General features: G+C 55.6%; 23 protein-coding genes. 14 read left to right on the forward strand and 9 right to left on the reverse strand.

What is annotated here, in order from left to right; genetic code table 11:
• Positions 1-4: 4 nt before the first annotated feature.
• The 5 genes from flgA to flgB are packed head-to-tail and all read right to left on the reverse strand — an operon-like array spanning position 5 to position 2,455.
• The gene (flgA, locus tag ACVDG9_RS13045; RefSeq protein WP_055654468.1) at positions 5-460 is read right to left on the reverse strand and encodes a flagellar basal body P-ring formation chaperone FlgA; all 456 of its coding nucleotides are present in this window, start codon (positions 458-460) and stop codon (positions 5-7) included.
• A 13-nt stretch (positions 461-473) separates the two neighbouring features.
• Positions 474-1,262, reverse strand: coding sequence for a flagellar basal-body rod protein FlgG (gene flgG / locus ACVDG9_RS13050; protein WP_022998496.1), 789 nt, complete (start codon positions 1,260-1,262; stop codon positions 474-476).
• A gap of 48 nt (positions 1,263-1,310) precedes the next feature.
• A complete protein-coding gene (gene fliE / locus ACVDG9_RS13055; RefSeq protein ID WP_022998495.1) occupies positions 1,311-1,643 on the reverse strand; it encodes a flagellar hook-basal body complex protein FliE in 333 nt (110 codons plus the stop codon).
• 2 nt (positions 1,644-1,645) lie between these two features.
• Positions 1,646-2,062 carry a flagellar basal body rod protein FlgC gene (flgC, locus tag ACVDG9_RS13060; protein ID WP_022998494.1) on the reverse strand — a complete coding sequence of 139 codons (417 nt, stop codon included), beginning with the start codon at positions 2,060-2,062 and terminating at the stop codon, positions 1,646-1,648.
• Positions 2,063-2,074: 12 nt separating this feature from the next.
• A complete protein-coding gene (gene flgB, locus ACVDG9_RS13065; protein ID WP_022998493.1) occupies positions 2,075-2,455 on the reverse strand; it encodes a flagellar basal body rod protein FlgB in 381 nt (126 codons plus the stop codon).
• 193 nt (positions 2,456-2,648) lie between these two features.
• Here flgB and ACVDG9_RS13070 point away from each other — a divergent pair, with 193 nt between their 5' ends.
• The 4 genes from ACVDG9_RS13070 to ACVDG9_RS13085 all read left to right on the forward strand — a co-directional run bounded on the left by ACVDG9_RS13070 (position 2,649) and on the right by ACVDG9_RS13085 (position 6,837).
• The gene (locus ACVDG9_RS13070) at positions 2,649-3,194 is read left to right on the forward strand and encodes a hypothetical protein (protein ID WP_447238157.1); all 546 of its coding nucleotides are present in this window, start codon (positions 2,649-2,651) and stop codon (positions 3,192-3,194) included.
• A gap of 9 nt (positions 3,195-3,203) precedes the next feature.
• Complete coding sequence (locus ACVDG9_RS13075) at positions 3,204-3,572, forward strand: PilZ domain-containing protein (RefSeq protein ID WP_022998492.1); 369 nt, start codon at positions 3,204-3,206, stop codon at positions 3,570-3,572.
• Positions 3,573-3,815: 243 nt separating this feature from the next.
• Positions 3,816-4,574, forward strand: coding sequence for a FadR/GntR family transcriptional regulator (locus tag ACVDG9_RS13080; protein ID WP_168686777.1), 759 nt, complete (start codon positions 3,816-3,818; stop codon positions 4,572-4,574).
• Between the two features lie 1,111 nt (positions 4,575-5,685).
• Positions 5,686-6,837, forward strand: a complete 1,152-nt coding sequence (locus tag ACVDG9_RS13085) for a fumarylacetoacetate hydrolase family protein (protein WP_447238158.1) — start codon at positions 5,686-5,688, stop codon at positions 6,835-6,837.
• A 59-nt stretch (positions 6,838-6,896) separates the two neighbouring features.
• Here ACVDG9_RS13085 and fumC read toward each other — a convergent pair whose 3' ends face one another.
• Both fumC and ACVDG9_RS13095 read right to left on the reverse strand, forming a co-directional pair.
• Positions 6,897-8,282 (reverse strand): class II fumarate hydratase, encoded by a 1,386-nt coding sequence (gene fumC, locus ACVDG9_RS13090; protein ID WP_022998489.1) that lies wholly within the window; start codon positions 8,280-8,282, stop codon positions 6,897-6,899.
• 21 nt (positions 8,283-8,303) lie between these two features.
• Positions 8,304-9,113 carry a hormone-sensitive lipase gene (locus tag ACVDG9_RS13095; protein WP_447238159.1) on the reverse strand — a complete coding sequence of 270 codons (810 nt, stop codon included), beginning with the start codon at positions 9,111-9,113 and terminating at the stop codon, positions 8,304-8,306.
• A 153-nt stretch (positions 9,114-9,266) separates the two neighbouring features.
• Between ACVDG9_RS13095 and ACVDG9_RS13100 the strand changes: the two genes are divergently transcribed.
• The 3 genes from ACVDG9_RS13100 to lexA all read left to right on the forward strand — a co-directional run bounded on the left by ACVDG9_RS13100 (position 9,267) and on the right by lexA (position 12,575).
• Complete coding sequence (locus ACVDG9_RS13100; protein ID WP_447238160.1) at positions 9,267-10,847, forward strand: acyl-CoA synthetase; 1,581 nt, start codon at positions 9,267-9,269, stop codon at positions 10,845-10,847.
• Positions 10,848-10,939: 92 nt separating this feature from the next.
• A complete protein-coding gene (locus ACVDG9_RS13105) occupies positions 10,940-11,743 on the forward strand; it encodes a hypothetical protein (protein ID WP_447238161.1) in 804 nt (267 codons plus the stop codon).
• Between the two features lie 121 nt (positions 11,744-11,864).
• Positions 11,865-12,575 (forward strand): transcriptional repressor LexA, encoded by a 711-nt coding sequence (gene lexA / locus ACVDG9_RS13110; RefSeq protein WP_022998485.1) that lies wholly within the window; start codon positions 11,865-11,867, stop codon positions 12,573-12,575.
• 4 nt (positions 12,576-12,579) lie between these two features.
• Here lexA and ACVDG9_RS13115 read toward each other — a convergent pair whose 3' ends face one another.
• Complete coding sequence (locus tag ACVDG9_RS13115) at positions 12,580-14,988, reverse strand: ComEC/Rec2 family competence protein (protein ID WP_447238162.1); 2,409 nt, start codon at positions 14,986-14,988, stop codon at positions 12,580-12,582.
• 131 nt (positions 14,989-15,119) lie between these two features.
• On the opposite strand from ACVDG9_RS13115, the gene gltX reads away from it, so the two are divergent.
• The 7 genes from gltX to ACVDG9_RS13150 all read left to right on the forward strand — a co-directional run bounded on the left by gltX (position 15,120) and on the right by ACVDG9_RS13150 (position 23,424).
• A complete protein-coding gene (gene gltX / locus ACVDG9_RS13120) occupies positions 15,120-16,544 on the forward strand; it encodes a glutamate--tRNA ligase (protein WP_447238163.1) in 1,425 nt (474 codons plus the stop codon).
• A 236-nt stretch (positions 16,545-16,780) separates the two neighbouring features.
• A complete protein-coding gene (gene gltA / locus ACVDG9_RS13125; protein WP_022998477.1) occupies positions 16,781-18,073 on the forward strand; it encodes a citrate synthase in 1,293 nt (430 codons plus the stop codon).
• Between the two features lie 568 nt (positions 18,074-18,641).
• Positions 18,642-20,936 carry a methyl-accepting chemotaxis protein gene (locus ACVDG9_RS13130; RefSeq protein WP_447238164.1) on the forward strand — a complete coding sequence of 765 codons (2,295 nt, stop codon included), beginning with the start codon at positions 18,642-18,644 and terminating at the stop codon, positions 20,934-20,936.
• Positions 20,937-21,331: 395 nt separating this feature from the next.
• The gene (locus tag ACVDG9_RS13135; RefSeq protein ID WP_447238165.1) at positions 21,332-21,751 is read left to right on the forward strand and encodes a hypothetical protein; all 420 of its coding nucleotides are present in this window, start codon (positions 21,332-21,334) and stop codon (positions 21,749-21,751) included.
• A gap of 68 nt (positions 21,752-21,819) precedes the next feature.
• A complete protein-coding gene (locus ACVDG9_RS13140; protein ID WP_156912487.1) occupies positions 21,820-21,981 on the forward strand; it encodes a hypothetical protein in 162 nt (53 codons plus the stop codon).
• Positions 21,982-22,067: 86 nt separating this feature from the next.
• Positions 22,068-22,400, forward strand: a complete 333-nt coding sequence (locus ACVDG9_RS13145) for a UCP032817 domain-containing protein (RefSeq protein WP_077292780.1) — start codon at positions 22,068-22,070, stop codon at positions 22,398-22,400.
• 325 nt (positions 22,401-22,725) lie between these two features.
• Positions 22,726-23,424: an aminotransferase class I/II-fold pyridoxal phosphate-dependent enzyme gene (locus ACVDG9_RS13150; RefSeq protein ID WP_447238166.1), complete on the forward strand. Its 699-nt coding sequence runs from the start codon at positions 22,726-22,728 to the stop codon at positions 23,422-23,424.
• Here ACVDG9_RS13150 and lpxB read toward each other — a convergent pair.
• Positions 23,405-24,577, reverse strand: a complete 1,173-nt coding sequence (lpxB, locus tag ACVDG9_RS13155) for a lipid-A-disaccharide synthase (protein WP_447238168.1) — start codon at positions 24,575-24,577, stop codon at positions 23,405-23,407. The two genes, ACVDG9_RS13150 and lpxB, sit on opposite strands and share 20 nt — an antisense overlap.
• Positions 24,578-24,580: the final 3 nt, after the last annotated feature.

Raw genomic sequence — 24,580 nt, forward strand, 5'->3', positions numbered from 1 at the left:
AAAATCAGTTCTCCACACGTATGGTGCCGTCTTCTTGAACCCGCCCGGAAACAACCAGACCGCTATCGACATTGCGTACGCGTACGAAGTTGCCGGCTCCGCCGTTCTGAAGAGCTTCCACCTGCATGATGATCACCAGCCCCTGCTCACGGAAAACCAGTCGCGCCGGCTCACCACGACGAACAAGGACCGGCTTTTCGACCGAATTGATCGGTACCGGCTGTCCTGGAAGCAACGTACGCCGTGCAACCATGCCAACCAGTTGGCCCCTGTTGGTAGACACCGCGAATTGCTGTGCTGTCCGCGTTGGAAACGATCGTTCGATCAGATCCTGGTGAGTGATTTCGGTTCCAGCCGGTATGGTCTGGCGCGGAACCGGCAGATCTATGCCTCCGGCTGCTTTCGCTGCCCCGGTGCTGAAGATCATGACCAGCACCAGGAAAAGGGATCGGATCGTCATCACCTTCTCCCTGTTAGCGAATGCCGTTGGTGACGGTACCGGCCATCTCGTCGGCGGCTTTCATGACCTTGGAGTTCATTTCATAGCCGCGCTGAGCGCTGATCAAGGCAGTGATTTCCTTTACCGGATCAACGTTGGAGCTTTCCAGATACCCTTGGCGAACCACGCCGAAACCCGGATCACCCGCAACACCGGTAACAGGCGTGCCAGAGGCCTCGGTTTCACGGAAAAGGTTGCCACCCACTGGTTCCAGACCGACATCGTTGGCAAAATTGGAAAGCGTCAGCTGTCCAAGTTCACGAGGCGTCATCTCGCCATCGACCTTGGCATAGACCTGACCCGATTCATTGACGACAACTTCAATGGTTTCTTGCGGAATGATGATCGCCGGTTCGACGGCATAGCCGTCAATGGTCACCAGTCTGCCGTCTGCATTCTTGTTGAACGAACCGGCTCGGGTAAACAGTGTTTCGTCATCAGGACCGGTAATTTCGAACCATCCCCGCCCGTCGAGCGCAACATCGAACTGGTTGCCGGTGTTGGTCAGCGAGCCTTGGGCATGGAGTTTGCGGATCCCGGCGGTACGAACGCCCAGACCAAGCTGAGCACCTTCCGGTACAGGATCTTCACCACCCCGGTTCGGCACGCCCTGCAGGCGCTCGGCCTGATAGAGAAGGTCTGAGAATTCCGCCTGCGAACGTTTGAAGGACGTGGTGTTCATGTTGGCGATGTTGTTGGCGACCACTTCGACATTCGTCTGCTGGGCGCTCATGCCGGTCGCGGCGATAGCAAGGGCTTTCATGGATTTTCTCCTGGTAATTACAATCGCTTATCGAGGCCAAGCCTTCGATCAGATCGACATGCGGCTGATTTCCTGATAGGCGCTCACGACCTTGTCGCGGATGGCAATTGCGGTCTGGAGGGTCGATTCAGCAGCCATTACGGCCTCGACCACCTGCTGAACCGAAGCCTGTCCGTCGACACCTGCAATCGATACCGCTTCGCCTTGTTTGATCTTGTCGATCGCATCGGTCGAAACTTTCGCCATCGCATCGGAGAAACTGGTTTCGCCCACGGCGCCCGTGCCGCCAAGATCCGGCGTACTCGCCGTGTACCTGGTGGTGGAGGCTGCTTTCAGGACGCCGTCGGTCGACGATGTCAGCGCGGAGATTTCATTGATCATGATCAGTTCCTCAACAGGTCAATGTTGCGCATGACCATCTCGCGGGCCTGCGTCATGACTTTCAGATTGGCTTCGTAAGAACGGTTGGTTTCGCGCATATCGGCCAGTTCAAGCAGCGTGTTGACATTCGGCATTTTGACGTAGCCGTTCTCGTCCGCCGCCGGATGGCCGGGGTCGTATTCCACCGCGAACTCGGCTTTGTCCTTGCCGATGTCCTTCACGGACACCAGGTTGGCCTGGACGGCGCGGTTGAATTCACTTTCGAACGTGATGGTCTTGCGCCGATAGGGATCATCGCCGGCTGCTTCGCCGGTAGAGCGGGCGTTGGCGAGGTTTTCAGACACAACTCTCAACCGCTCCGACTGCGCTCTGAGACCGGCGCCGGAAATCTGCAAGGTTGCGGAAAGCGGATCAGACATGATTGTTTTCCTTTAGGATTTCACTGTGGAGAGGTACATGCGGTGAAAGGACTTCGCGATACTGGCGTTCAACGAATGATCGCGCGCGACCTCTCCTGCCTTCATGAGTTCCTGTTCCAGGCTGACGGAGTTACCGGAATGCGTGACCGTCCAGCTGTCCGCCTTTTCGACATCGGACTTGCGCGCGGCTTCCATGGTCTGACCAAGATGGCCGTCATGGGTTGCGGTCATGGCAAGCTGGGTTTTGCTGATCACGGTTGTGAACGGTTCCAGGTCCTTGGAGCGGAAGCCTGGCGTATTTGCGTTGGCAATGTTTTCGGCAATGGTCGCCTGGCGGACGGACAGCCAGTCATTGCTATTCGAAACGAGTTTGGTCAGGAACACAGGTTCCATAGAAGACCTCCTATCAGCTCAGGTTGCCCCAAGGGATAGTCAGCCAAGCTTGCCCGAAACTGTTCGACCGTGATGATTTGGCAGGGTTCCTTCCCGGACGCCTGCGACGCAAGTTTCACGCAATCTTCGGTGTGCATGCATTACCGGTGCGGGCGCCCCTGCCCTTTCAGTATTCGGTATTTGGGAGAAGCGTATGAAACGTCTGCAGCCGCCGACCTGCGCAAGGAAAGCAGCCAGACCCTCGGTCCAACCATTCATATGTCGCGCCTTCACGATACACCGGTTTCAGCTGGTGAAGGCTGGGCTCCTGCAGGCTGCAATCGCCGCTTCAGTTGCCTGCCTGGCACAAGAAGCTTCTGCCCAGACCACGAACTGCGACGCCTACGCAAGAGCCTATGCAGATGCGCATATCAACCCGGATCAATCGGACATGCCGATCGTCGACGGCGCGATGGAAGGAGCAGTTGCAGGCGGCGCCTGGGAAGGCCCAAGTGGAGCACGCAGGGGTGCATTGACGGGCGGTGCACTTGCAGTGCTGGACAACCTTGGCAGTACACCGGCTGGATGGCGCGGTTTGTACGATCTTGCATATCGCCTTTGCCGGAACGCACAATCACCAGTCACGCACCGCCCCTCGACGCTGGGAGATCCCAGCTATCGGCCCGCACTCCCCGGTTCCGGCAGACCAGAGCCCTTAAGGCCAGCTGGACCGCTTGCCCCATCAAGACCCAACAACTGAGGTTGTGCCATGTTTTCATTTCTGTCTTCGAAACGGGACTCCATTGCCGCAGCAATTCAGCGTCGCCTGCATCCGCGCCAACGCACAAGATTGCGCCCCGCGAAACTTGCGAGTCTGGACAATGAATTTATTTGCGATTGCACGATCAGGGACATTTCCGATGGAGGTGTCCGTCTCGTGCTGAACGAGGTTACCGATCTGCCGGAAGAGTTCTATGTCTTCGATGCCGTCCCCAAAACCGTTGCCGAAGTGCAGCTGCGTTGGCGCGACGGACTGGCCGCCGGAGTTGTCTATTTAGTTCCACCTGCAAGTATCCGGCACTTCAAGAACACCGGCGTCAGAAAACTTGCACAAAGGCTTTATGCTCTGGATGGCTAGGCCCCGAGTAATTGTCCTACAAATTTCAAAGCAGCGAATTCATTTCCTTGCCTGAATGGTCAATAATTCAAGCAGCAGCGACATAAAGAGACTCCAGAAGCGACGTATTAGCTTTGCAAAACGTCGTAGCAACTCATTAAATCTAGTATTTTATAAAATTCGCTTGTAAAACATGCGCAGGACACAACGCCGGTCTCGCCGATCAAGTTCGATTGGAAAGACCCGACTGCCTGAGTCTGTTGAATGGATAATAAAAAGCGTAATTTCTTCGAACTTCCGGACAAGGTCCTCACATCCCTGCCGACGGGGGCAGTCAAAGATACGGTCGAACATCTCGGTAGAAAGATTGCGCGGGGAGAATATCCGACAGGCGCGATCCTTCCGCGTGAGGACGAACTTGTCGACAGCCTTGGTGTTTCGCGAACTGTTGTCCGAGAAGCCATCAAGGTGCTTTGCGGCAAAGGGCTCGTTCGAACGGCACGCAGATATGGGTCTCGGGTCTGCCCCTTTGACGACTGGAACCTTCTCGATCCGGACGTCATTCGCTGGCATGACCCAAGAAGTCCGCAGACCGCGAGAATTTATGCGGAAGCAACCGACCTCAGACTGATTTTCGAGCCGGAGGCCGCCGCCCTGGCAGCCGTCAACGCAAGCCGGGAGCAACGCGACACCATTCTTGCGGCCGCGCGTGCCATCCATCCTCTGGATGGTCAGGAAAGCATGATCGGCGCCGACTACATGTTCCATGCCACGATCCTGCAGGCCAGTGGCAATCAGATGCTTTCCCAGCTCCAGAATCTGATCTACGCGGTCATGCTCTTTTCCTATGCCGCCTCACAACGAACCCCTCCGGAAGAAAAGATTGCACGTCGCAATCACGTAGGCGTTGCTGAAGCGATCGATTCCGGAGACGCAGAACTGGCACGTGGACGCATGAAAGACATGCTGGTGCAAAACAAGGCCATGGCGGACAAGCTGGTCGCGTCAGCCCTCCAGGAGTGACGTGGTTCACAGGACACCTGTAGGTCTGTCCGGCAAACAAAGACAGGCATCCGATGATTTCTCAACCGGATACCCGCTCTCTCAAGAGCACCCGTGGAGTGACGCCTGCGTTTTCACATTCAACAGTAACTCCAACACCTTCAGTCACAGCAAGGTTTTTCAAGGACATTCTAATACTGCCAACTTGAATTTTTTACGAAATTTTCTTCAGAAGAATTCCCCTAATTCTTCAAGAAAGATATCGAGATATCCATTAATTGATAAAAACACGCCAAAAATTAATCCAAACCCCAAAAACAGAACCAATACAAAAGTAAAATATCTAAAATTTATACAAACATACCTTCTTATAACGGATTTATTTTTTGTATTTTCGCCTCGAAAAACAAAAAGATATAATAGTATTATCAATATTACTATTATTAAAAAAATCATCTCTTCACCCCTGATCGATTATGAGTTTCGATGCAAACATGTATTAACAGATAAAAATAGCCATCATTCATAAAGCTGATCACAAGAACTGAACTTAAGTGAAACAACCCTTTCACATCTACAATACAGATCTATACTCGTAACGTTATATTGAATAATAACAGACGACATGTACTGCGCTCTACTGACTTCATCAAGCGATCTGTCGCTTTCAGATTTGAAGCCGTGGTAACGTGGATCGCTGCGTGCGTTGCGTTGCGCGTTTTTGCCCATTGCCGGATCCCAGCAATAAGCGAGAGGTACGATTTAGCACGCCATATTGGCGCTTCGTCGAGATTCACCGCAGTTAGATGTACAGTCACAAAAAGCGGACCGTCAGAAAGCATATAGGAAACTGCCACCGCCCAAGCGACGCCTATAGACTCGCCTTGGCATTCAGCGACGATGCACGCCATACGTGGCGGACGTCCAAGAATCTTCTTCAAATACTAGCCCAACTTCCAATCTGAGAAAGGTTGCTTGCGGAACACGGTCCTGGAGTGATGCCGTCGCATGGTCGACCGCACCACCGGGATATCCCTTTCATCGATTAACCGATTTGTTGGACAACTGAGAATTTTCCCAGCAGACTAGGGAAAACCAACAATGATGGCCTAACGGCCAACCCGGGAACGCCATGAAATTCTATTCAGAAACCGAATTGTCCTCCGGCACATTTTTGGGCCGTGTCTGGCGACCCGATGTCAAGGGTCCTGCCGTCGTCACACTGCGAAAAAACCGCGTTTTCGACATCACGTCCGCAGCCGCCCCCACCGTTCGGGATATTTGCGAACTAACGGAACCGGCTGCCTATGTTGCCGCAGCTAAAGGAGAAGATCTTGGCACTCTGGATGAAATCGCGGCTGGTACCTGCAGCGATATCGCCAACCTGCATTTTCTGGCTCCCTGCGATCTACAGGCAGTGAAGGCATGTGGCGTGACCTTCGCAAATTCCATGGTCGAACGCGTGATCGAAGAGAAAGCGGCAGGAGATCCTCAAAAGGCCGAAGCCATCCGGGCACGGGTAGGTGCAACCATCGGCGACAGCCTGCGGAACCTGCGAGCCGGATCCGAAGAAGCCGCCAAGGTCAAACAAGCGCTTATCTCCGAGGGCCTCTGGAGCCAATACCTGGAAGTCGGCATCGGCCCGGATGCCGAGGTCTTTTCCAAGGCGCAGGTTCTTTCCTCTGTCGGCACCGGAGCCGACGTCGGACTTCACCCGGTGTCCAGCTGGAACAACCCAGAGCCGGAAGTGGTTCTGACAGTCTCTTCAAAGGGTGTGATTGTTGGCGCAACGCTTGGAAACGACGTCAATCTGCGTGACGTCGAGGGCCGTTCGGCTCTGCTCTTATCCAAGGCAAAGGACAACAATGCATCCTGTGCCATCGGACCGATGATCCGACTATTCGACCAGGGATATTCATTGGATGACGTTCGACTGGCAGAGCTGGACCTGACGGTGGAGGGAACGGACGGCTTCATCCTGAAGGGAAGATCTTCGATGAAGGAAATCAGTCGGGATCCTTTGGATCTGGTCCGGCAAACCTTGGGCCGTCATCATCAGTATCCCGACGGGATCATGCTGTTTCTCGGTACCCTCTTCGCACCGACGCAGGACCGGGACGTTGCCGGAGAAGGTTTCACTCACAAACTGGGCGACGTCGTTACAATCGAAAGTCCGGGCCTCGGTCGATTGAGCAACACGGTCCGGCTTTCGACCGAATGTCCGGAATGGACATTCGGCATAAGCTCCCTCATGCGCAATCTCGCGCAAAGGGGTCTCTTGTAGTCGTACGCCGAATTGCCCAGCGCATCACGAAAGCGCTCATCAGGAAACTTTCGGCCGACCTAAAGCGACGGCTGGACCATCTTCGCCGGATCAACAACCCGGTCGAATTCCTCCGCACTGACGAATTCAAGGTCAAGGCACGCCTGCTTCAAGGTCAGATCATGCTCAAACGCATGGTGTGCGGCATGACTGGCCTTGTCATATCCGATCACCGGACTTAGCGCAGTCACCAGCATCAGGGATTGATCCAGAAACTCCCTGATGCGCTTCTCGTTCGGCTCCATGCCTTCCACCAGGAAAAGGGAGAAGTTGGTGCAACCGTCGCCCATGATCTTTACCGACTGCAGGATCGCATTGATCATCAGCGGCTTGTAGACATTCATCTCCAGGTAGCCACTGGCGCCACCTATCCCGACGACGACGTCATTGCCCATCACCTGTGCCGCAACCATCGCCAGTGCCTCGCACTGCGTCGGGTTGACCTTGCCTGGCATGATCGAAGAGCCGGGCTCGTTTGCCGGAATTTTCAGCTCAAAGAAACCGCAGCGGGGCCCGCAGGACAAGAGGCGGATATCGTTTGCGATCTTGAACAAGGACACTGAAAGCGTCTTCAAGGCTCCGCTCAACATGACAAGAGCATCATGCGCCCCCTGAACCGCAAACTTGTTCGGAGCCGTATAGAACGGCAAGTCCGTCAGTTCCGCGATCCGGGTGGCAGACAACTCCGCAAAAAGGGGATGAGCGTTGATGCCCGTCCCGACTGCGGTTCCGCCCAGCGCCAGTCCATAGACATCCTTTAGGGCAAAACTGATGCGCTCAATGTCCTGACGAAGCATTTCCGCATAACCGGAAAACTCCTGACCAAGCGTCAGAGGCGTGGCGTCCTGCATATGCGTTCTGCCGATCTTTATGATGTCGTCCCAGGCGTCGGCTTTGTCTTGCAGGCTCTTGTGGAGCATCTGCACGCCGGGCAAAAGGCGATGTGTCACCTGGAGAGCAGCGGCCATGTGCATGGCTGCGGGAAAGCTGTCATTGGACGACTGAGACAGGTTCACGTGATCGTTCGGATGAACCGGATCCTTTGACCCCAGCACACCACCGGCAAGGGCAATGGCGCGATTGGAGATCACTTCGTTCACGTTCATGTTGGTTTGTGTTCCGCTGCCGGTCATCCACACGTGCAGCGGAAAATGGTCGTCAAGTTTTCCATCAATAACTTCGTCGGCTGCCTGGACGATCAACCGAGCAAGATCTGCATCCAGCAACCCCAGCTCTTCGTTTGCAAGGGCCGCTGCCTTCTTCAAAACGCCATAAGCGTGGACAAGCTCTATCGGCATCAGGTCGCTACCGATGGAAAAATACTTCAAGGAGCGCTGTGTCTGTGCCCCCCAGTATTTGTCCTCCGGCACGTCTATTTCGCCGATGCTGTCGCTTTCAGTACGCATATGCGCCTCCTCGTGAGTGGCTCAAGGGGCCAGCAAGGTTTCCGTCAGTTCACTATCGGGATCCTTCAAACCGTCTATGACATCGAAATGATGGCCGCCGGGATCCTCCTTGTAGGTGGCCATTGGCCAGGCATCCGCAAGGAGTTTCGATTGCCTTAGAAACTCCGGACGCTCCGCTCCACCGACCCAGGCGACAACCGGACAGTCAACGGCGGGCACCATCAATGCCGCACTTTCGGCCATGGCATCGTCTTCGTTCATCTGGAAGGACTTGTTCATCACCGTGTTTCTGAGCGGGCGAAGGTCGTGCAAACCGCTAATGGAAACAACACGCTCGATTCGATCCAGAACGTCTTTCGGCAACCGGCTGTCTTCGCAAATCATGCGTGTGACCAGATGCCCACCGGCGGAATGCCCGGCAAGACGGATCGGGCCACCAACGCGAGCAGCCGCCTTCGTAATCGCGACAGAGATTTGCCGCGTGATATCTGCGATCCGCGCATCAGGAGCCAGCTCATACGACGGCATGCATACCGTCCAGCCTCTTGCCAGGCAGCCGCTAGAAAAATGCGACCAGGAACTTTTATCGAATCTCAGCCAGTAGCCACCGTGCACGAACACGACGAGCCCCTTGGACTTCCTCTGCGGCCGAAACACATCGAACCGCTGACGATCCCCTTCCCCGTAAACGACATCCAGATCCTTTTCGACCCAGCTTTTCCGGAAGGTTTCCGCTTCCTGTGCCCAGCGCACGATGAAATCGTCAGCGCCTGGAATATAGGCAGCATTTGAATAGGCATCGTCCCAATCAATAATCGTCATCTCACTCATTCGAAATCCTCAGGCAAACGTCGAAACCGATCGGCGGCATACTTGCACGATTTACCTAGAAAGCGGAACGGTCTGAATGCCAATCTCAACTTGTCAAACGGACTGCCATCAACCTAACGTCTGAAAAAACCAGTAGTCGGGAGGCAAACTTAGATGGTGGAGCGCTGTTCCAATCGCGTGGCCAATCTTGCGCATTTTCTGTCCAGGAACGCTGCCCGGTGGCCCTCAAGGCCTGCGGTTGTCGAGGATGGGGTCACCTTGAGCTGGTCAGAAATCGATTCGCGCGTCTCCGCACTTGCCAAGAGTCTCCAATCGGAATTCGGCGTTTCCAAGGGCGACAGCTTGCTGGTCCAGGCCCAGAACTCGCATCAGATGATCGAGATCATGTTGGCCGCATTTCGTCTGGGAGCCATCTGGGTTCCCTGCAATTTCAGACAGGCTCCGGGCGAAACGGCCTATGCTGCGGTAAAAGCGAAGGCGAAGGTTTTCCTGTGTGACGCTGATTTTGGTACTCAGGCCGATGCAGTGCGAAACGCCCAAGATCAGCTGACAGGATGCATTACAATTGGAGCCAGCGACTTTGGCACAAGCTATGAGGATCTCCTTTCCCGTTACCGGGGACAGGTCCTGCAGAACGAGGCAGTGGACTATAACGATCCCTGTTGGCTGTTCTTCACCTCAGGCTCAACCGGCCGCCCGAAGGCGGTTGTCCTTAGTCACGGGCAGATCGGATTCGTTTGCGTCAACTACATGGCAGACCTGTTGCCCGGGACGACGGAGCGCGATGCGTCGCTGGTCATAGCCCCATTGTCACACGGCGCAGGGTTGCAACTGATTGCCCAGCTATCAGTTGGTTCCACACATGTTCTCCTGCCCGGAGGCGGCTTCAATCCCTCGACTGCATTCGAGTTGATCGAGAAACACAAGGTCAGCAATCTCTTCACTGTTCCCACAATCGTCAAACGCCTGGTGGAAGACCCTTCTGTTGATCAGTACGATCACTCGAGCCTTCGTCACGTCATTTATGCGGGGGCTCCCATGTACAGGGAGGACCAGAAGCTGGCACTCCAGAAATTGGGGCACGTTCTGGTTCAATATTACGGACTTGGCGAGGTCACCGGAAACATCACCGTGCTACGGCCACAGGATCATTTTCTGGAGGATGGACCTGAGACACGCAGCGGCACCTGCGGTACGGAGCGCACAGGTATAGAGGTTTCGATCCAGGACGAGGATGGCAATCACCTGCCCCCCAATGAAACGGGTGAAGTCTGCGTCATCGGTTCGGCAGTCTGTGCTGGCTATCTGGAAGACGAAGACGCCAACCAGAAGTCTTTCCGGAACGGCTGGTTCCGCACCGGAGACATCGGTCACATGGATGAACAGCGCTACCTCTTCCTGACAGGCCGAGCGTCGGACATGTACATTTCTGGTGGCTCCAACGTCTACCCGAAGGAAGTCGAGGAAGTGCTGCTTACACATCCGGATATTTCCGAGGTCGCAATTCTCGGCATTCCGGACAGGCAATGGGGCGAAGTCGGCCTAGCCGTTTGTGTGGCAGCCCCGGACAAGTCACCCGACCCTCAGGACCTCAGCGACTATCTGAACGGCAAGATCGCCCGCTACAAGATGCCTGCACGTTATCTCTTCATTCCTGCAATGCCGACAAGCGCCTATGGCAAGATCACCAAGAAACTGGTGCGGGAGCATTTGACCGAGAAAGGCCTGTTGTGAGACGGCCCGCCCCCAGGTCTCTGTCCGACATTCGTCATCCCGGCCCTTCTGCCATCAATCGGCTCCCCCATGCCAGATGTCTGGCGAAACCATTGGAAATCTCCCTGGCAGAGCAAACTCCCTTGCTGGAGGCGCTGGGCCGCTTCGCCACGCACCAAGGACTGAGCTCCGCCGTTCTCGATCTTTCCGGGCTCACGCTCGAAGCGTTCGACTTCGTAATGCCTGCCTGTGCAATCGATGACCGACATGCAGCCTGGTACAGCGACACGCACTCTTCGAAAGGCGCAACGCTGGAGTCCGCAGTTGCCATTCTCGGGATACGAGATGGTGAATGGTTCGCTCATGTACACGCTTATTGGCACGAGGAAGAAGCCGAGCACCTTGGCCACTTACTGCCGCATACGCTGAAGGTTGCGCATCAGGGGGCTATCAAAGGGTACGGCCTGCAAGGCGCAGCCTTCGTGGCATCGCTGGATCCGGAAACCGAATTCACGCTGTTTCGTGTGCAACAGGATGACGAACAGTCACGGACAACCGACTACAATGCGCTTATCACCACACTCGCTCCGTTTGCCGACCTGACGGACAGCATCCAAGAACTCGCAAAAGAGCTGAAAGCACCCTCCTACGAAGTCTATGGACTGGGCAGTCTGGCCGGAGCAGCGTTCCGCGATGCCCAGCCGATGACAGGTCTGATCTCCGAGATACTCCTGTCTGCAAACGCTGGCGCGAAACCGAAGCAAGAGCTTTGTATCCCAATCCGCGCCGTTGATCTCGAAGGTGGACTGCATCGGGGCATTCTCACCGCTGGTGGCGCGCCGACTTTGATCACCTGTGAACTGCTGATCATGACCGGATCGAAGGACGACCTGAATCCGATATCGGAGACGGATTGAATACGGCAACTTGTTCGAAGCCAAGAACAGTAAGAGAACATTTACCCTTGCAGAACACAATGAGAACAGGTACCATGTTCTTGATTTGTACCAGATGTTTTCTCGGTCAGGGGACGCCTACATGCTGACGCGCAAGCAGTACGAACTGCTCATGTTCATTCACGAAAGACTGAAAGAAACCGGTGTGCCGCCGTCTTTCGACGAAATGAAGGATGCGCTCGACCTGCGCTCCAAGTCCGGCATTCACCGCCTGATCACTGCGCTTGAAGAACGTGGCTTCATCCGGCGCCTGCCAAACCGGGCCAGAGCCATGGAGGTTGTTCGTCTTCCGGACTCCATCGCACCCGGCCTGGGCGCTCCACGGCCAAGAGGCAGCTTCTCACCTGAAGTCATTGAAGGCTCACTCGGCAAACCGGAGCCGGAAAAAGCTGCACCGGTGCCGGTGTCCAGTGTTACGGAAATTCCCGTCATGGGCCGCATTGCAGCCGGCGTGCCCATCGAGGCCATTCAAACACACAGCCATTCCATCACAGTGCCGCAGGACCTGCTTGGTCGCGGGGAACACTACGCGCTGGAGGTTCGTGGTGATTCCATGATTGAGGCGGGCATTCTGGACGGTGATACCGTTCTTATCCGCCGGACCGACAGCGCCGACAGTGGCGACATCGTGGTTGCACTTGTGGACGATGAAGAAGCCACCTTGAAGAGGCTGCGCAAGAAAGGCGCTTCCATCGCTCTTGAAGCAGCCAACCCGGCTTATGAAACCAGGATCTTCGGTCCCGGCCGCGTTCGTGTTCAGGGCCGCCTCGTTGCCCTGTTTCGTCAGTATTGACCAGTCACTCCTCTGCGCGCGCTTCGGCCACTGAGGCGCGCTCGGCTAGACGCAGGCTATCTCTTGTTACCGTACCCTGGTGATGCCAGGGGCGCGGTGGATCAGGGATGGCATACTTCAGTTTCTTGATTTTCAGATTTTCGTTTGGCGGATGGCCCGGTGCACTGGCACCGCTCGTAGCATTTGCGGCCTCGCTGAAATCACCGGGCGATAGCCAGATGGAGACGGCACCACGTTCGGTGCGCGTACCGCGATCCAGGACGAGGGCTGCACCGCAGCTCTCCGGAGCGACAAGATCGGTCACGACCAAATCGGCATATCGGCAATCCAGCTGAAACGCTTCAAATGTCTTTGGCTGCGCGATTGCAAGAAACGATTGCCTGCTATCCAGCCGTTCTGCGTCCTCTGAATTGACGTAGGCCCTGATGACACAACCGTCGTCATCGCAATTTCTTTGAGGCGATTTCATCTTGCGCGACAAGATCGCATCATTCCTCACTCCTTCCGACTGCAGCCAGAGATCACTTGCAAACGATCTCCCCCTTGCTGCGTAACGCAAAGTTCCCGTTTCATCGCGGGCAGCTATTCGAGAGCCGCTTGCAGCAATCTGGATATCCGGAGGCCGGCTGGTGAGAACAAGCAATATTCCTGCGACGAGAGGCACTCCTGCGAGCACACGCTTTCTGCCAGGCACCAACAATCCGGCAAATAATGATGATAGCAATAGCAATGCAGCAGCCCCGTCGAGCCTTCCGGAAGTTCCGCCGCCGGCATCAAGGGCTGCGGTAAAGGAAGCAACCTTCAACAGAAGTGAAACTCCGAAAGACATGACAGCCAGAGGGAGAGCTGCAAGGCCGAAGGGCATCAGAACGAATGCAAGTACTCCCATCGGCATCACAACAAGTGAAAACACCGGCATTCCCAGCAAGTTGCCTACAAGGCCATAGGGCGCAATGCGGCTGAAGTGATGAGCTCCTATAATGCCGGTCGCCAGCCCCGCGACCAATGCGGTGACGAACAACCCTGCAACCCACTTGCCGAGGTAAAGACAAGTCGCCATGCCCCATCCGGACACTCTTTCACCAGATGACAGGGAACGATCTCGCTGCCGCCACAGATCATAAACGGCAACGAGGCAGATTACGGCAGCGAAGGACATCTGGAAGCCGGGAAAAAACAACCGCTCAGGAGCAATCAGCAAGAGTACGAGGCCAGCCAACGCTACGCTTCGCAGGGTCAGGCCGCGTCGCCCCACCAGAATTCCGACAAAGACAATCGCGATCATCAGGAACGAGCGCTGCGTCGCAACCGCACCACCGGACAGAAGCAGATAAATAACAGCAGCACCAAGGGCTGAAAGCGCAGCCCATTTGTGCACCGGCCACCTGAGCGTCAGGACCGGCACCAACGAAAAGAGCAGCAAGACCGCGCCATAGGCGCCGCCGGCAAAGAGCGCCATATGCAGCCCGGAAATTGCAAGAATGTGCGCCAGTCCGGCGGCCCGTAAAATCTCTTCCTGTTCTTCGGTTATACCGCTGCGGTCTCCAACCAGAAGAGCAACGATCAGTGCGGTTTCCGGCCGTTCCGAAAGATTGCTCCTGATACGCTCCGCGAGGTCTATTCGAAACTTGGCAACGGCAACGGCGGGGCGAAATTCATTTCCAGCCTCCTCAGCCTCGATGACCTCGGGGGACCCGAAACTGAAACCCGTCGCACCTATCTGCTGAAAGAAGGCCCGGAAGGAATAATCGTATCCTCCTGGAAAGACGGGACCTGCAGGGGGAAACAGCCGCGCACTGACGCTCACGGTGCGCCCCACTTCAACGTCGCTTCCTGCCGGAACGCGCAAGCGCACCTTAACGGGGAACTCGCCTTCCTCGACAGGACGCCCATTGACCGAGGAAACGGCCAGTACGATCCGGTGACCGGCCGCCCCGCTGTCCATCTCTTCTATGTAGCCAGCAAGATCCGCGTTCATCTGTTCGGCAAGGCGCGGCGCCGAAACATATGCCGTGCGAAGACTGGAGGCTGCCAGTCCGGCAAAGAATGCCAGGAAGAGAACGACGGAAACCGCCACCGTGCCGCGCCGCTTCACACGCCAGAGAACCGCGCTTACCAGCGCGACCAGAAATCCCAACAGAACCCAGGAAGGTTCTTCGGGCAACGAAACGTAAACTCCAATTCCCGCGGCAAACGCGAAGGCACACCACAACAGCCCTTGCGAATCCCAAAGACGATCTGCTGACGCATTGTGAGCGGAATAAGTGTGGCCACCACCCGCTAGCCTTGAACGTCGTTTCTCACGCACTTCAGGCTTGAGCACGGCAGGTGATAAATCCTCGTGCTCAACATCAAGGGTTGCCGTTTGCGACCGGCCGGCAGAAATATCGAGCGGACCGGACCGTGACGTCACTTCAGCTCCTCGTTTTGGTCCAAGAAATGGCCGGAGCCCCTATTTAGCCTCGCCAAAGCCTGTGCTAAGACCGCGCCACCAATCCGGCGCGCTCCGCGCCGTCATACTGACAGAGACTTTCATAAAGCACCATGGCACAGAACATCGTCACGCGCTTCGCGCCGTCCCCGACCGGGTTCCTGCATATCGGCGGCGCTCGCACCGCGCTCTTCAACTGGCTCTTCGCGCGTCATCACGGCGGCAAGATGCTGCTGCGGATCGAAGATACGGATCGGGCTCGCTCCACGCAGGAAGCGGTGGACGCATTGATTGACGGCCTGTCCTGGCTTGGGCTCGACTGGGACGGAGACCCGATTTCCCAGTTCTCCCGTGTTGAGCGCCACAAGGAAGTGGTCGAGGAAATGCTGGCCAACGGCACGGCCTATCGCTGCTACAGCACCCCGGAAGAGCTTGACGCCATGCGCGAGAAAGCCCGCGCCGAGGGCAAGCCACCCCGCTATGACGGGACATGGCGCGAGCGAGACGCCTCCGAAGCCCCGGCCGGCGTTGACCCGGTCATCCGCATCAAGGCCCCTCAGGAAGGCGAGACGGTGGTCGACGATCTCGTTCAGGGTCGCGTCGTGATCCCGAACAAGGACCTTGATGACTTCGTACTGATGCGCTCTGACGGGACGCCGACCTATATGCACGCTGTTGTGGTGGACGATCACGACATGGGCATCACACACATCATCCGCGGCGTCGATCACTTGACGAATGCAGCCCGCCAGACGCTCATCTTCAAGGCTCTGGGATGGGATGTGCCGGCAATGGCGCATATTCCGCTCATTCACGGGCCGGACGGCGCAAAACTTTCCAAACGTCACGGTGCGACCGGGGCCGAAGCCTATCGCGAGATGGGCTATCTGCCGCAGGCCATGAGGAATTATCTGGCACGTCTCGGCTGGAGCCATGGTGACGAGGAGATCATTTCGCTCGAAGACATGATCAAGTGGTTCGGTTTTGACGCTGTCGGTCAGTCTGCTGCGCGTTTCGATTTCAAGAAACTTGAGAACCTCAACGGTCACTACATGCGCGCGACCGATGACGGCGAATTGCTGAGCCATTGGAAGGTCTATCTCGCACACGCCGAAGGCGGCGACCGGATTCTCGCCTGGCTTGCCGATGGTGACAACGAGAACACCGCACTTGCAGCACTTCCCGGACTGAAGGAACGGGCCAAGACCCTGGTCGAATTGACGGAAAGCGCCTCCTATCTGTGGCGTCAGCGCCCGCTCGACACCGACGAAAAGGCCCAGAAGATCCTGGACGACGACGCCCGGGCGATCCTGAAGGATCTTCACGAAGTTCTTTCCAGCGCTTCTGACTGGAGCGCGGACCCGCTGGAAACTGCTGTAAAGGCCTACGCGGAAGACAAGGAATTGAAACTGGGCAAGGTGGCGCAGCCGCTACGGGCCGCGCTGACGGGCCGAGGCACGTCACCCGGCATTTATGACGTCCTGATCGCTCTTGGCCGGGAAGAATCCCTTGCCAGAATTCAGGATCAGGCAGCCTGAGACAAAGCACTGCCGGATGCATTTTTAGGCAAAAGCCAAGCTTCCGGCAGTCGCTCTGGTTGGCGAAATCCGTCTTTGACCAAAGCGTTATATCGGCCAGCTTGCGGCAGTGCAGTAAATGGGCTACGCAAGACGCGAAAAAGTCTCCAGTGCTGGTCCGGCAACCGGAAACGGGACCCATCGCCTGAAGGGTCAAACCAGGACAGCACATCCGTTTAACGTAAAGGGGTTTCTGAATGGCCGACAACAACGCCAAGCTCAATGTCGGTGGTAACGACCACGCATTCGACGTTCTTGACGGATCCATCGGACCGTCGGTTGTGAACATCTCGTCCTTGTATAAGGACACGGGCATGTTCACCTACGACCCGGGCTTCACCTCCACCGCCTCCTGCGAGTCCAAGATCACCTACATTGATGGTGACGAAGGCACCCTGCTCTACCGCGGGTACCCGATCGAGCAGCTCGCCGACCACGGCGACTTCCTGGAGTCCTGCTATCTTCTGCTCTACGGCGAACTGCCGACGAAGACCCAGAAGGACGACTTCGTCAATCGTGTGACCTACCACACGATGATCCACGAACAGATGAACCGTTTCTTCTCCGGTTTCCGTCGCGACGCCCACCCGATGGCAGTCATGGTCGGAACGGTTGGGGCGCTGTCCGCCTTCTATCACGACTCGACCGACATCACCGATCCGCACCAGCGCATGGTTGCCTCCCTGCGCATGATCGCGAAGATGCCGACCATCGCCGCAATGGCTTACAAGTACCACGTTGGTCAGCCATTCGTTTATCCGCGCAACGACCTGAGCTATGCGGCAAACTTCCTCCATATGTGCTTTGCGGTCCCTTGCGAGGAATACAAGGTGAACCCGGTTCTGGCCCGCGCCATGGATCGCATCTTCATTCTTCACGCCGACCATGAGCAGAATGCTTCGACCTCCACGGTTCGTCTGGCAGGTTCTTCCGGTGCAAATCCGTTTGCCTGTATCGCAGCCGGTATCGCCTGCCTCTGGGGGCCGGCACACGGCGGCGCCAACGAAGCAGCGCTCAACATGCTGTCGGAAATCGGCTCCGTGGACCGCATTCCGGAATATGTCGCTCGTGCCAAGGACAAGAACGACCCATTCCGTCTGATGGGCTTTGGTCACCGCGTCTACAAGAACTATGACCCGCGTGCGCGCATCATGCAGAAGACCACGCACGAAGTTCTCGGCGAGCTTGGCATCAAGGACGATCCGCTGCTGGACGTTGCCATGGAGCTGGAAAAAATCGCGCTCAACGACGAATATTTCGTCGAGAAGAAGCTGTACCCGAATATCGACTTCTATTCCGGCATCACGCTGCGCGCGCTTGGCTTCCCGACGACGATGTTTACCGTTCTGTTCGCTCTGGCCCGTACCGTCGGCTGGATCGCCCAGTGGAAGGAAATGGTGGAAGATCCGTCCCAGCGCATCGGCCGTCCGCGTCAGCTCTACACTGGTGAGAAACTGCGCGACTACACGCCGATCGACCAGCGCCGCTAAGGCCGCACACAGACAAGCGCCCGGAATTTGCAGCAGCATTTCAGCTGAATGCATATCAAAACGGAAGACGCTCGGCTTTATTGCCGGGCGTCTTCTTTATTTTGTTACCCAGCGGAAACAAAACAATTCCAAGAAATATTTTTCCTTCTCAATCGAGGCAAGGGAAAAAGCATTCACCTGTCATTACTCAAGAGAATAGAAAATATCGAATATTTTCCGAAAAATAAAATGAAACAAAAAAATAGAAAGCACGCTTTTAAAACTCGAAGTGATATTACTTTAAATCTCCAAATTTACATATGATATAGAGAATTACTCATTCTAATTACACCATAAAGTCCCATAATAGAGAATTTTCACGAATAATAAGGAATCTTTGCTTACCCTTTCAAACAAATAGCGCGCATTGAACACGCTGGGGTTTCGAGGGGTTAACATGAGTTTCCTGAAGTTCGCTTCTGACTTGAAGTTTGGGGTCAAAGTCGGCGGTAGTTTTGCTGCCGTTGTTGCTCTTACGGGCATTGTAGGTGGTGTTGGCGCATACAGCGTCTTGACCCTCTCGGAGCGCATGGAGGTTGCCAAACAGTCAACTTCCGCCATTGCACAGTTGCAAAACCTGGCAAGCAAGAAGGAAAGCTTCCTGTCCTCACAGGACCTTCAGACAGCTGAGGCAACAATCTCCGACATCGGTGTGTTGAGTGCCGAACTTGAAACGCTCCAGAACCAGCTCAAGGCTGATCCCGAAGCTCAGGTTCCCGTCGCTGAAGCAGCTAATGCTGTAAAGCAATTCCGTGAGGCTTTCGAAGAGGTCGTCGGCCTGACGCAGACACAGACCGCAAAGCAACAGCAACTTGATGGCGCTGTGCAAAATCTTGAGAAGATCTCTTCGGAGATCCTCGGCAAGGCCCTGATGGCGCGAGACGGGGTCAGCCAGGACGAGACAAACGCACGCAAGACGCTGGTGCTCGCCAACAAGGTCGGCCAGGCTGCTGCCGGTTTCCAAGAAGAGGCGCTTACCCTTCAAAATCTTTTCAACGCTGCAGCCAACAACGCCAAGCAGCTTTCAGACATCAAGGATCGGGTTGCCCTGCTTGTGCCTTCTGCCAAGCAGATGGCCGCAAACAGTTTTGACGGCGTCGACCCGGGCAAGTTCCAGCAGCTTGCTGCCAAAACGGCCGAACTGGAGCAGACACTCGGCAAACTGACCGAGACGAAGGACTACATTGCGATCTTCGACCTGACAGATGCCGCCAAGGCGGGGTTCGAGCAGCTTGTTTCCGATGTGAAGGAAATCCGTTCACAGGCAAATGTGGCCATCGACAATGTCTATGCACAGGCTGACCAGATCAACCAGCGTTTCTATGTCGTCGACAGTGTCGCGGACACGGTTATGCAGATTGAGGCAGACGCAAACGCAGTAAAGGCCGCCGCGTTCTACTTCATGCTGTCGCCGAGCGACACGTCTCAGCAGACCGTGACGACCGGTATCGAGGGCCTCGACAAACTGGCGTCCCGGCTCGAATCGAGCGCCAAGGACTTCCCGGCGATCTCCGACATCGTCCCGGCTGTGAAGAGCTCTATCGACAGCTTCGCTGCGAGTTTTTCCGAACTGGCTTCAAACCAGCTTCAGCTCGCCGAACAGATCGACACCATGACGGAACTGTCTCAGACAGTGCAAACGCAAATCACCACCATCTCCACCAATCAGAGCGCTGCTGCACAAGCCTCCAGCACCAGCGCACTTGGCGTTATCAGCCTCGCCCTTCTCACAGCCATCCTGGCGGGCGTTGGGATGGCTATCGCACTCAACTTCGCGGTAACACGCCCTCTCCGCCGGACCACCGAAACCATGTCCCGCCTGGCGGAAGGTGACACGGATGTCGAGATCGACGGTATCGGGCGCGGTGACGAGATTGGCGACATGAGCCGAACCATGCAGGTCTTCCGCGACAACGCTGTTGAGCGACTGCGCCTGCAGTCAGAAACAGAGCAAGACCAGCACCTGCGTGCAGAGCGGCAAGCCCGCATTGAGGCTCTGATTTCCGGTTTCCGTGAGAAAGCGACAGAAGTCCTGGGCTCCGTTGCAGAAACGGCACAGACACTTGATGGCACCGCTCAGGATCTCAGCGCTATCGCCAGTCAGAACTCCAGCCTTGCCGATAGCACCTATGGTGTAACCGACGAAGCGACACAGAACGTTCAGACGGTTGCAAGCGCCGCAGAGGAGCTTGCCGCTTCTATTCAGGAAATCTCCCGTCAGGTGAACCAGACCACGCAGGTTGTCGATCGGGCAACCGAAGGCACACAGGTCACCAACGAAAAGGTTCAAAGCCTTTCGACAGCAGCCACCAAGATCGGCGAAGTCGTCAACCTGATCCAGGCGATCGCAGAGCAGACGAATCTCCTGGCCCTCAATGCAACGATCGAAGCCGCACGCGCCGGCGAGGCCGGCAAGGGTTTTGCAGTCGTTGCCGCCGAAGTAAAGGAACTGGCAACCCAGACGTCCAAGGCCACCGAGGAAATCAGCTCGCAGATCTCCGAAATCCAGAACGCAACCAAGGACGCCGTTGTCGCAATTGAGGCGATCACACAGACTATGGAAGAGGTCAACGAATACACCTCAACCATTGCAGCGGCAGTCGAACAGCAAGGTGCTGCAACGAGTGAAATCTCGGTCAACGTTCAGCGGGCTGCCGAGGGCACAGGTTCCGTAAAGACCAACATGTCGGATCTATCGCAGGCAGTCGCCCAGACCAGTCAGAACGCCAATCTGGTTCTCGGCGCTTCAAGCGAATTGTCGCAGAAAACCGATATTCTGAAGAATGAAGTCGGGCATTTCCTGGACAACGTAGCCAACGCCTGAACGAAGCAACCTGATCCCACGAGACTTGGAAAAACCGGGGGCGAACTGCACCCGGTTTTTGTTTGTCTGGCCTGCACGTGTTCATCGGAACTTCCAAAAGCGTGCCCCATTCAGGGGCGCGACTGCTTCATGTCTTAATTTTCAGCATGAAAATGTCGTCGCGACAGAGTTGCCATTTCAGCGAAAGCTGAGTTTTTCTCGTGTAAAAACAATCACTTGAAGAAGATAAGAATATTCACAATATTCCAATCAATATTCGTTAAAATACCATCGATTAAGCAGAAATTCACCTAAAGTTAGTTTGTATAAATTCATCAATTTTATTCGGTTAGCACTTAAAAAATTTGCTGATACGCTCCTCTAGTCATTTCGTTTCTTTGAAATGAAGGGAGAAGATGATGAATGCTCGTAGTATTAAATCACTTACAGTTGCGGCAACAATTAGCCTCTTCGGGTTGCCAGCAATCGCAGCCGACGTAAGTCTTTCCTTTGACAAGATAACAACTGTCGAAGCTGACGGTGACATGTCGGTGTGCACCAAAAGGTATGGATCCGGTTACAAGACAAGCGCATCTGACAAAGGCGCTGAGCACCGTGTGACGGACAACGGACACTCCTTCAAAGTAGTCAGCAACGATGTTTCTCAGAACATGGGGGTCGTTTCGTTTCACAATACCTACCTGATGTCCTTTGATGGTGAAACGGACCCTGTTTCAGCTGAGCTGTGGGCGACAGGTCTGGCCGGCGAACCGGTGTACCGTGGAACTTTCTCGGATGGCACCTGCCGCGGCCACGTTGATATGTCAGCGTCCTGAACCGGCGAAGCCGCAACTTCCATAATTTCCTTCTTGTTTCCGCATTCATTGAATTGGGAGAAAATCACATGAAAAATCTCTTGAAACTCTACCAGCAAGCAAATCGTTTTCCGCACGACATCAACCAGGCCGACAGCAAGGCTCTCTGCTACGGCGGTCATTGCGTTGTACACATTGATCCCTCTGCCGAGGTCGAAACGGCCGACCGTAAAACGTCAGAAAAGAAGTAACCCTTCCAACATTTAACCGTTTCCCGGGCGAAAAGGTGAGCCTTCGTTCGCCCCGGGAATCGGTCATCAAGGAGAAAGGGAATGCGATGCCGTCAGCTGAATTTGCCTTGCCCTTCGATACTGTCGATGAGCTTGATCTGGAATGCATCATCACCAAGTTGACTGCCTCGGATACCGCCGGCGGATACAACTGGCCTGTCTCCTCGGCCCGCAAGGTTGAAGAGGCCTACAGGTCGTTCCTCAAATCTGCCAGAGACCAGATGCAATGTGGCGCCGACACGAGTGTGCACCTGCAGCCAACCCACGTCGTCGATATCTTCTGGCACACCCACATCCTCTTCACGCGAAAATACTTCAAGGACTGCGAAGCGGTCTTCGGACAATATCTGCACCATGAACCAGTTTTGCCCAGCCAGTAACCCTTTCAAACACCCGAGAACTGCTGCTCCCTTCAGGCTGGATCATCTTCTGAAGGAGCGCCAGGACCTTTTCAGGTGGCCCAAAACCTTCGAAGCTGACATTCATGCAATAACCGCCAACATTGGCGAAGCTGCCAGCGCGGACGTACTGGCCGGGATTGAAACGGACCTTCAGGAAAAAGCCGAGAGAGCAGCGCGCACTGCTTTGGGACTTTCGGATGGTGTCTCGGCTGTCTTCGGCCACAGTATTATTCAGCTCCTGGAGCAGGTTCTGATCACCCGATCCGAGAACCATCCAGTGTCGACCTTGAACAGGGATTTCTTCTTGTTCGACAAGACCTTGATGAAACTCGGTATCGCACAGGAGAAGTTCCCGACACTGGACGAGCTGATCAGGAAATCTCCTTCGCATCACACTGTCCTGCTAAGTGCCCCAAACAATCCGACCACGCAGGATCTTTCACCCTGTGAACTGGAGAGCCTGGTGAGTGCCAGAGAAGGACTGGTGCTCCTGGACGAGGCTTACGTGCTTTTCTCAAAAGCCCCAGAACACCGCCTCGCCTTTTTGAAGAAGCATCCCAACCTGGTTCTTTTGCGCGGCACCTCAAAGAGCGGTCTCGCGGGAATAGGACTTGGCTATATGCTTTGTTGCGAGACAACTGCCGTGGAGTTCCTCCAATCGCGTGTGAGCAGTATGATAAGTGCCATTCAAGCCGCCATGGCGATACGCTTGTTCGGCAAATACGATGAGCTCCGGCGCATGGCAGCCCGTCTCGCAGGCATGCGCGACGACACTGGACGCAGGATCGCGCAGGAGACCCGATGCCATCCGGTTTCTGGCAGTTGTGACTTTCTTCTGATACGCACCGGACGCAGCGATTGCAGCGAAATCGTCCGCACGATGAATGACAGTGGAATACCCGCACTCGCCTATCAACGGCTGCCCGGCTATGAAGACGCGGTGAAACTGTTCCCCGCCGCTTTTGAGCGAGGCGACAACATCGTCAGGATTCTGTCTTCATAGCAGCAAGCACGACATCGGCCGCAGCCCCGCGCTGGCTATGCCCGTCCGGCAAGCGCATGACATCATCAAGCTTTTGCAGATGCTCGATCTGTTTCTGGCGTTCAGGACCGCTGTTCAGAAGCTCAACGAGCTGGTTCGCCAGCACCTTTGGCTGCACTTCCTCATCAAGGAACTCCGGGATGGCTTTTGTTCCCAGGATGATGTTTGGCAGGACAAAGGAATCAACGCTCGAGAATTTGAAGACCCGGTTGAGTTCCTTCATCCGTCTGAAAAACCAGTCGACCTTGTAGGCAACGACCATCGGGACGCCTGATAGAGCCAACTCAAGTGAAACAGTGCCGGACGCGGCCAAGGCTGCGTGCGCCTTTCGGAAGGCCGCCCGCTTGGCGTCCAGGCCGGTTACAATCTCGACCGGAACAGGCCAATGGTCCGTATCCTGCTGGATCTTGTCTTCAAGGTGCGCGACTGCCGGCAGAATAACCTTGAGCCCGGGCAACTTTTCTTTGACGATCGCAACAGTCTTAGCGAAGTCGCCTAGCAACCTGTCAATTTCGCTTCGCCGGCTCCCCGGCAGCACAAGCAGGATCTTCTCATCTGCCTCTACAGGCGCTCTTTCGCCAACCGAGGGGCGCAGTTCGGATGCGATTTCACTCAAGGGATGGCCGACGTAATGGGTGCGCGGGCCACCGAGCTTGCGGTGCACATCAGGTTCAAACGGCAACAAGGCCAGAAGGTCGTCGACGTAGACGCTCATCTTGCGGGCCCGGCCTGGACGCCAGGCCCAGACAGAAGGTGAAACATAACCGACAATGGGTATGTGCGGCGCGCGCTTGCGCACGCGCTTGGCAACGTTATGCGTGAAGTCCGGACTGTCGACGATAACCAGAATATCCGGATTGGCCGCAACCACGGCATCCACGGTCTGGTAGACCCGCTTGATGATCAACGGCAATCTGGCGAGGACTGCCGTCAATCCCATGACGGAAACATCAGACATGTCAAAGAAGCTTTTGAGGCCCAGAGACATCATCCTTTCGCCGCCGACACCGCAGTAACGAACACCTACGCCCAAACGTTCGTTGAGCGCCTTCATCAATTCCGACCCGAGCTGGTCACCAGATTCTTCGCCTGCAACCAGGCAAATCGTGGGCATTTT

The sequence above is a fragment of the Roseibium sp. RP-7 genome (genome assembly GCF_053005225.1).